Annotated in this window: 6 protein-coding genes and 1 pseudogene; 2 read left to right on the top strand and 5 right to left on the bottom strand. The window is 61.5% G+C overall.

All coding sequences use genetic code 11. The annotated features are described in order from the left end of the window. Window positions 1-236: 236 nt before the first annotated feature. From AC1DVA_RS25665 to AC1DVA_RS25650, 4 genes are all read right to left on the bottom strand, one after another. Complete coding sequence (locus tag AC1DVA_RS25665; protein ID WP_476807754.1) at window positions 237-668, bottom strand: DUF5681 domain-containing protein; 432 nt, start codon at window positions 666-668, stop codon at window positions 237-239. A 254-nt stretch (window positions 669-922) separates the two neighbouring features. Next, on the bottom strand, window positions 923-2,764 hold the full coding sequence (locus tag AC1DVA_RS25660; RefSeq protein WP_476807753.1) for an adenylate/guanylate cyclase domain-containing protein: 1,842 nt from the start codon (window positions 2,762-2,764) through the stop codon (window positions 923-925). A gap of 753 nt (window positions 2,765-3,517) precedes the next feature. Continuing rightward, the gene (locus tag AC1DVA_RS25655) at window positions 3,518-4,570 is read right to left on the bottom strand and encodes an AraC family transcriptional regulator (protein WP_476807752.1); all 1,053 of its coding nucleotides are present in this window, start codon (window positions 4,568-4,570) and stop codon (window positions 3,518-3,520) included. 343 nt (window positions 4,571-4,913) lie between these two features. Further along, entirely contained in the window at window positions 4,914-5,192 is a 279-nt protein-coding gene (locus AC1DVA_RS25650; RefSeq protein WP_476807751.1) for a hypothetical protein, read from the bottom strand. Between the two features lie 144 nt (window positions 5,193-5,336). On the opposite strand from AC1DVA_RS25650, the gene AC1DVA_RS25645 reads away from it, so the two are divergent. Then, the gene (locus tag AC1DVA_RS25645) at window positions 5,337-5,759 is read left to right on the top strand and encodes an SET domain-containing protein (protein WP_476807750.1); all 423 of its coding nucleotides are present in this window, start codon (window positions 5,337-5,339) and stop codon (window positions 5,757-5,759) included. A 306-nt stretch (window positions 5,760-6,065) separates the two neighbouring features. Next, complete coding sequence (locus AC1DVA_RS25640) at window positions 6,066-6,299, top strand: hypothetical protein (protein ID WP_476807749.1); 234 nt, start codon at window positions 6,066-6,068, stop codon at window positions 6,297-6,299. 759 nt (window positions 6,300-7,058) lie between these two features. Here AC1DVA_RS25640 and AC1DVA_RS25635 read toward each other — a convergent pair. Beyond that, window positions 7,059-7,247: pseudogene (locus AC1DVA_RS25635) on the bottom strand (M23 family metallopeptidase); the annotation flags it as partial.

Raw genomic sequence — 7,247 nt, 5'->3', positions numbered from 1 at the left:
CCCTGAGGCGGCGTTGGAGGGCCGTCATGTATCCGCCCTCATCGCGGCGCGGACTGCTGCAACGGCGCGAGGGGCGTAGCCAGGCTGCCCGATCAGCTCGGCACTGATCTGCTCCGCCCACTCGGGGGCGGCGAGCACCATCGCAATTGCGGCGTCGCGCGCGGCCTTCGACCGGTGATCCGATACGGGACGGCGCCSGGCCTCCAGCCTGGCGAGGCGACGGTGGACGGCGTTCCTCATGCTCGCCCTCCTTCCAGTGCCTCGAGCCTGCGGTGCAGATCGGTGACCTCGATGGCCTTGGCATGGGCATCGACAAGCCGGCCGAGTTCGGCGGCTTCGGACGGCGCCAGCTCGCCCGCCGCGACCGCCTCCAGGATGGCCTGCGTCGCCTTGGGCAAATCGGCGACCGTCTCGATCCTGGGAAGGTCGAACGTGACGGGTCGGTCGCGACGGGGAGGCGCCAGTCGATCCATACACAGCCGCAGCGCCGTCATGTCGCCGGCGAGCCCGAGTTCGATCGCCTTGCGTGTGAGGGCGCCGGCCTCGCCTTCCAGCAAAGCCTCGATGGCGAGCGTCACCTTGTGGCGGGCACCCTTGGGCCTGCCGGCGTTGCCGGGGGCGAACGGTTTGCCTCGCGTATTGGCCGGGTTATTTCGCGCCGTAGCCATCAGATAAGCCCTCTAGCGACGATCCATGCGAGGAAGCGGAAGTCCGAACTTCCAACTCAATGGGCAAACTTGCAATCGATCAAATCAAAAGCGCCCTTCGATTTTGCAAAAATGCCATTGAATTATAACAGCCTCGGTTGTCAGGTGCCAGGACGGGATGCAGCTAACACAGGGTATGGACGGCAGCGGTATCGTTCCAGCGCGCCAAGTGCCCACCATGTAGAAGCATCTACTGCGTTCCGTTTGGGGCGCCATCAGTTCGGGGGCAACCCAGCTTTCGTCAGGCCCTCACTGATGAGGTCAAAGGTTGGGCCGGGCAGGTAGTCACCGGTCCCTAGGAAGTCCTGCACGGTTCGGATCGGCGACGATCGTCGCAATTCGACTAGCGCGGCTTTGGCGGCTTCGTTGTGACCCACGTGGGCGTCGGTCACCGCCGAGAACAAGTGGCACGGCCAGTATTCCGGCGCACGGCGAGCGCAGTCGCGCAGGTAAGGCAGGGCCTCGTCGAAGCGACTGCTCAGCAGTAGCGCGCGTCCAAGGTACATGTCGTAGTTCGGAGAATGGAGTGGGTCGAGGACGAACGCCCGTTGCATAAGGGCAATGGCCTCCTCGGAGCGGCCCATGAAGGTGATAATGTTGGCAAGGCCGGCATAGTACTCGGCATCGTTCGGGTTGAGCTCCACGGCGCGTTTGGCCCAGCGCGCGGCCTCGTCGTGAGCATGCCGGCGAAGAAGCAGGTCGCCCATGACCATATGCGCCATCGGGAGGGTCGGGTCGGCCCCTAGGGCCCGTTGCGCAAACGCCAACCCTTTCTCCAGCGCAGCCGCACGGTCGGGCGTGTCCCACCGCAATGCCACCCCGCGGTAGTAAGCGAAGGCCATCTCCGCGAGTGCGGGGGCGAATGTGGGGTCGAGCTCGATAGCCTGTTCGAACATGGCGCGGGCCGCGAGGGCTTTGTCCTTGCTGCCTACCTGACGTAGACTGCGTCCCCGGAGATAGAGGTCGTAAGTCGTGAGGTCGGTCGGCGCCTTGCGCATTCCGGCTGCGACCTCCGCTCGCTGGATCGAGCTGCCGAGACGCGAGGCGATCCGTTCCGCAATCTCGTCCTGGATCACGAACAGATCCTGCAGAGGCCGGTCATAGCGCTCGGCCCAGACGTTGCCGCCGCCTCGTGCATCGATCAGTTGCGCCGTCACCCGGAGCTGTGGTCCTGCCTTCTGTACGCTGCCCTGGAGGACATACCGAACCCCGAGGGCCCGCCCGATCTCAGCGGTATCCTCCTCCCGGCCCTTGTAGGCGAAGGTGGAATTGCGCGAGATAACGAACAGGTCTGGGAAGCGTGCCAGGGCGGTCAGAACATTCTCGGTGAGCCCGTCGCTAAAGTAGTCATCAGCAGCGTCGCCGGATCGGTTCGCGAAGGGCAGCACGGCAATCGAGGGCCTTCCCTGCTGGATCTGGCCGGACAAATTTCCAGAGGCTCGGTGGAATGGGCTCCAGCCCGGCAGCGCCGCGAATACGGCGAGAAAGAGGGCGGCGACCGAGGCTGGGAGCACCCAGACAAACCAGCGGTTTTTCCTTGAACGGACTGGCGCGTGCCCCATTCCCGCGACACGAAATGTGCGCACCGGGCGGGGAATGTTCTTCAGATGCTTCTCACCAGCCTCCTCGAAGTGAAAGCGGTCCCGTGCCTGATCGCGGACCGCGCGCGAGACGAGGATCCCGCCCGGATGAGCAGCCTCCTGAAGGCGCGCGGCGATGTTGACGCCGTCACCGAAGACGTCCCCGTCCTGAGCGATGACGTCGCCCACATGGATCCCCATACGGAACCTCATCTGCGGGTCAGCCACAGCGCATTTTCGTTGGACTTCCGCCGCGAACTGGACAGCCTTGATGGCGCTGGTGAATTCCGCAAGAAACCCATCGCCCATTGTCTTGACGATGCGCCCCTGGCTCCGCTGAGCCTCGGGCTGAACCACCATGCTGAAGAGCGCCTGAACGCGCGCAAAGGTCCTCTCCTCGTCGGCGCTCATCAGGCCGGAATAGCCGGCGACATCAGCGCAGACGATGGCCAGCAGGCGACGGTCGAGCGCGTCCACGCGGGTTCTGGTTCTCCAGCGGCAGCCTGTGAGTCCTGCGCCCATCGTGATCGCACGTCTAGCCCTGGAAGGCCGTCGGGCGCAGCAAGTGCTGGCCGTACGGCCGAGCAGCGCGGCTTCGGCATCATCGGCCCGACGCGGCCGAACTATGCCCGCGTCGTGCCGATGGTCGATTACACCGCCAAGGTGGTAGGCCGCCTGCTGGACGGCGGGCGATGGCCTCCGCTTCCGGGCGGGGCGTCCTCACGCGCTCAGTGCCACAGGCGGCAGGCAGGCCTCGCTGGAACGCGCGCTTTCGCGGCATCCTCGAGGAGATCTCGATGGTCGCTCGCCGCGCGAGCCGGTCGATCTTGACGATCTGGCCGACATGCTCTCCTGCGCGGTCACGGCGGCATCATCATGTCCAAGACGCTGTGCGATCCTAGCCGCCTGACGCGGCAGGTCCTGGCCTTGCGCAGCTTCGTCAATCTGATCTTCTCTGGCCCGCAGCGCTCATCCTAAAACGCTCATGGCTTCTTATTCCCCGCGATGTCCATGTCTCAAATCCGAAAGGCTTGCACCACTGGTTGAGCTCGAGAGGCATCTCGACAGGAACGGAGGCAATCAACGCCTCGTATTCGCGCCGCCCGAACTCTGCCAATGTTTTCTGGCTTGCGACGGGTGCCGCAGAAAGTGGATATTTTTCACGGCGGGACCTTGGTAGAGGTAGCCCTCGTCTTCGGGTTCCAGTCAATCCGGTCCAATACCCGACCGCTAAACTTCTTGCCTTAACGAGCGCGACGCGCGTAGCGCAACCTCCACCGGCGTCTGGCCGAAACGAAGACGAAAGGCCTTGGCAAACCGCGACGAATTGGTGAAGCCGTATCGGCGCGCGACGGTAGTAACTGAGCTACCCGGCGCCCCAAGGGTTAGCTCATCGCGCGCCAACTCGAGTCGAATGGCGTGCAATGCGCCCAACGGCGTGCTGCCGCGGAATTGCTTGAACGCATCGTCAAGGGTCCGCTGGCTACATCCAGCCGCAGCCGCGACATGCGCCATGCGGATAGGGTCAGCGGCACTTCTACGCATGAAATCCTCCGCACGTCGAACGTAGGCCGGCACCGCCCCGGAAGAGCCCTTGGTCAACCGATTGGAATAGTTGTGTGAGGTGCCACGCAGCACAAGTGAGACCAGCAGATCTGTCAAGGACGCGAGTGCAATGGGGCTGCTGACCACTCCGTCCTCGGCCCGAAAGTCGCCCAATACAAAATCGAACTGACGCTTGAGGCTGGCAGCCAGCCCGCTGCTCCAGTCGACGCTGGGCGCGAATTCGAGCGGTTGGCGGAGCGGTTCGTCGAGCATTCGCACCAGCCCATCCTCAACATCCGAAACCTTCAAGAAGACGTTTGAGCGCGCGTTGTCATCGCTGATCAGGAGTTGGCTGCCAGGGCCCGGCCGCCACGCGAGGCCTTGGCCTCCCACGGCAGTCGCGCAATGGCCTCGTTCGGCCAATGTCATTTGGCCGACGATGATCGATGTGAAACAGAAAAGATCGCCTTCGTCGCCATTGATGGAGAGATTGGTTGCGAAGCTGCTGTCAGCGTAGGTCGCAACGATTGCGCCAGCGCTACGGGTCGCGAGGCTAAAAATTGGCCTGGCGAAGCTAGCGCTCAACGGCACCCTGCTCTGGAGCTGGTAGTTGTAGATAAGGGTCGATTTTGCGACGCGTTCGCTAATCCGTAACGAGCCCTCGAAATCCTCCAGTTGTCTCGCTTGGATGACATCGAACATCGCCAACTGGGCAGAATCGATCATAGCTGTGATCATCGGCAAGTTTCCCCTGTGCCGCCTCAGCATAGACACTTTGCGCAGAACTTGGACATATTTGGCAGAAATCTAGAAAATGCCCACGAAATAGGCAACTCAACTTGAAGCTAGCAAGCTAAAGGAGAGCCAACWTGGTTGACTCGAGATCATCCAAGCCTCGGGAGCTGGGTGATAGATGTTAGCAACAAGAAGCGTGCCAACGAGATCTGGATCTCCCCCCGACTGCGGAACGCGCGGCCTGCCGCCTGTGAGAATGTGCTCGCCGCCCGCGCCATTGATTTCTGGCGGCCGGATCGCGCGATCTGGCCCAGAACACCTCGCAGCCAAACTAATGCTTTAACCTTCATTCACTTCGTACAGGAGCGATGTAGTTGAGCGCTGTCATCGTTAGGAACCCGCCGAACCAGGCACCTGCCGCGGCAAAAAGCACATAGACCCAATTATGTGTGTAGTTGATGACCGCGAACGCGGACAGCATATACCAGGCACTGCTCCAATTGGCTGCAGATACACGTTTACGCGCCGAAACTGCCGCGTTGAACATCACATAAGCGCCGTCAGTTACTGCCGTCGATAGCATGACGCCCGTTGCGATTATTGGATCTATCGTTGGTAAGTCCATTAATTCTGCCCCTGGCTGGATCGGAATTCGATATGGCGCACATACACCATCAAAAGTACACACTGTCTTGTTCGTGTCAAAAAAATCGTTTATCCAATTCGTGATTTCGCTCGTTTTTAACCGTGTATCTGGGAGTAAGCAACAATGCTACTCATTCCGACCTACATTGCGGAAAGTAAAATTCCAGGGGCTGGTCTGGGACTCTATTGCAAGGATTTTGTACCAGCAAACACTTTTATTTGGACGTTTCATCATGGATTCGATTATATCGTTGAAACACTTCCTGAAGAAGTGATTCTAAAAGATTTCGTTCTGAAGTATGGCTATCTTCCTCTCACGGGAGAGACCGGGTGGGTGATGTGCGCCGACGACGCCCGCTTCTTCAATCATAGCGACGACCCGACGTGCCTCGATTTTGCGAGTACCACCGCAGCACGATTTGAGCTTGCGCCTCACACAGAATTGACGAGCGACTATCGTTCCTTCTGTCGTGATCCATTTCGCGTCTTCCAGGTGTCCGCACCGGAGGCTAGCCGCAATCTCGTAGCCGACGGCGTTTTCGCGTAACTTTTTCTCGCCTTCCGGTCGTTCTGAGTTCAGTCGGCGCTGAAGCGGATCGCTTGCAGGGCCCTTTCACAAACCGTCTTCGCATCGACATCAGCCAGCACGCGTGTCCCGCCGCGTCACCACGCAGCTGCCCGCTACCGCTCATCGCGTCCGCGAGACGGCCGATACCGAATTTCTCAACGCGCAGCTGATCCCAGCTGCGACCCCATGGTTCTGCGCTGATTTTCGTCGTGTTTCCGTACCGGCACCGCCAACCGCGGGCTCGAGGCCAAGCTCAAGGCCGAATGGCCCGGCATTCTACGCTGGATGATCGAGGGCTGCCTCGACTGGCAGGCAAACGGGTTGGTCAGGCCGGAAAGCGTCAAGGCCGCCACGGAGGACTATTTCGCGGAGCAGGACCTCATCGGCCAGTGGCTCGACGAGGAATGCGACATCGAGCCAGGCAACACCCACAAGTTCGGGCTGATCGCCGCCTCTATGATTCATGGAAGGACTTCTGCGAGAAGGCGGGTGAGAATCCTGGCACCAAGAAAATGCTGAGCGGGCTGCTGCTCAAGCGCGGCTTCGAGAAGTGCACGACAGGGCACTCCAAGGCACGGGGCTTCCGCGGCGTCCGCGTGAAGCCGAAGCTCTCCCGTGGCGATTATGATTGAGGTCGCCGTCCACGGGGGGCGGACAGATGCGGACAGTCCGCCCGGTTCCTCCCATATGTGCGCGTGAACGCGCGCATGGTCTAAACAGGTAGCCCTGTCCGCAGCTGTCCGCATTTGCTGGAATGCGGCGCCCGCCAGTGGCCAGCGCATGCCCAGCAGCCGCGGGTGATATCCGATCAGTCGCATGGAGCGTCGCCAGGGCCGCCCGCAAGGTTTTTGGCGGACACAACGGCATCGCAGTCGAGGCGCCGGAGGGCCCTGTGCTTCGATCAGCACACGGCTTCGAAGCCCTGCCGCGAATATGGGTCGTAAGCGCATCTTCGCCTGGCACGGGCGCAGTTAGGCTAGCGAAGGAAGCGCCGAGGCTTGAATCTTCGTCGCAAACCTCCGCCTCCTGACCTGACACGTCGCAAGGTATTGCTACGCGCTCCGTTTCTTTTTGTCAGCGGCAACTTTGAGCGTATCAGCCGGCCAGTGAAGGCGACGCCTGACACCAGTCTCGCAGTGTGCAGGCCCGGCGAGGCGCAAAGCCCATTCTAGGCACATCAGCGGATTTGTTCTGGCCGCCTCCGCGCCAAATCTTCGGATCGCAGAACGGACCCCGCGAGAGCGCCCGGCCGTCGTCGACCCGTTCCAGGACGGCGCCTCACTGGCCCCATTCAACGACGTTGAGATCGAGCGGCAGTGCGCGACGGATCGCCAACGGAGGCACGACCGGTGTCAGGCTCACCGCCGAACCTGTTTCCGCGGCCCGGTCGAAATCGGCTGTACCCGCCCGGTCGATCGCCTTCACCGTGAAGGCGTCGAAGACATAAGGCAGGCCATCGGACAGGAG

The sequence above is a fragment of the Allobosea sp. P4_C6 genome (assembly GCF_056402015.1).
This window is presented reverse-complemented; position numbering and strand designations above follow the sequence as displayed.

Bases quoted from the DNA above. Each gene is read 5' to 3' on its own strand.
- AC1DVA_RS25655 (WP_476807752.1), bottom strand. From the start codon at position 4,570: ATGATCACAGCTATGATCGATTCTGCCCAGTTGGCGATGTTCGATGTC.
- AC1DVA_RS25665 (WP_476807754.1), bottom strand. From the start codon at position 668: ATGGCTACGGCGCGAAATAACCCGGCCAATACGCGAGGCAAACCGTTC.
- AC1DVA_RS25650 (WP_476807751.1), bottom strand. From the start codon at position 5,192: ATGGACTTACCAACGATAGATCCAATAATCGCAACGGGCGTCATGCTA.
- AC1DVA_RS25645 (WP_476807750.1), top strand. From the start codon at position 5,337: ATGCTACTCATTCCGACCTACATTGCGGAAAGTAAAATTCCAGGGGCT.
- AC1DVA_RS25640 (WP_476807749.1), top strand. From the start codon at position 6,066: ATGATCGAGGGCTGCCTCGACTGGCAGGCAAACGGGTTGGTCAGGCCG.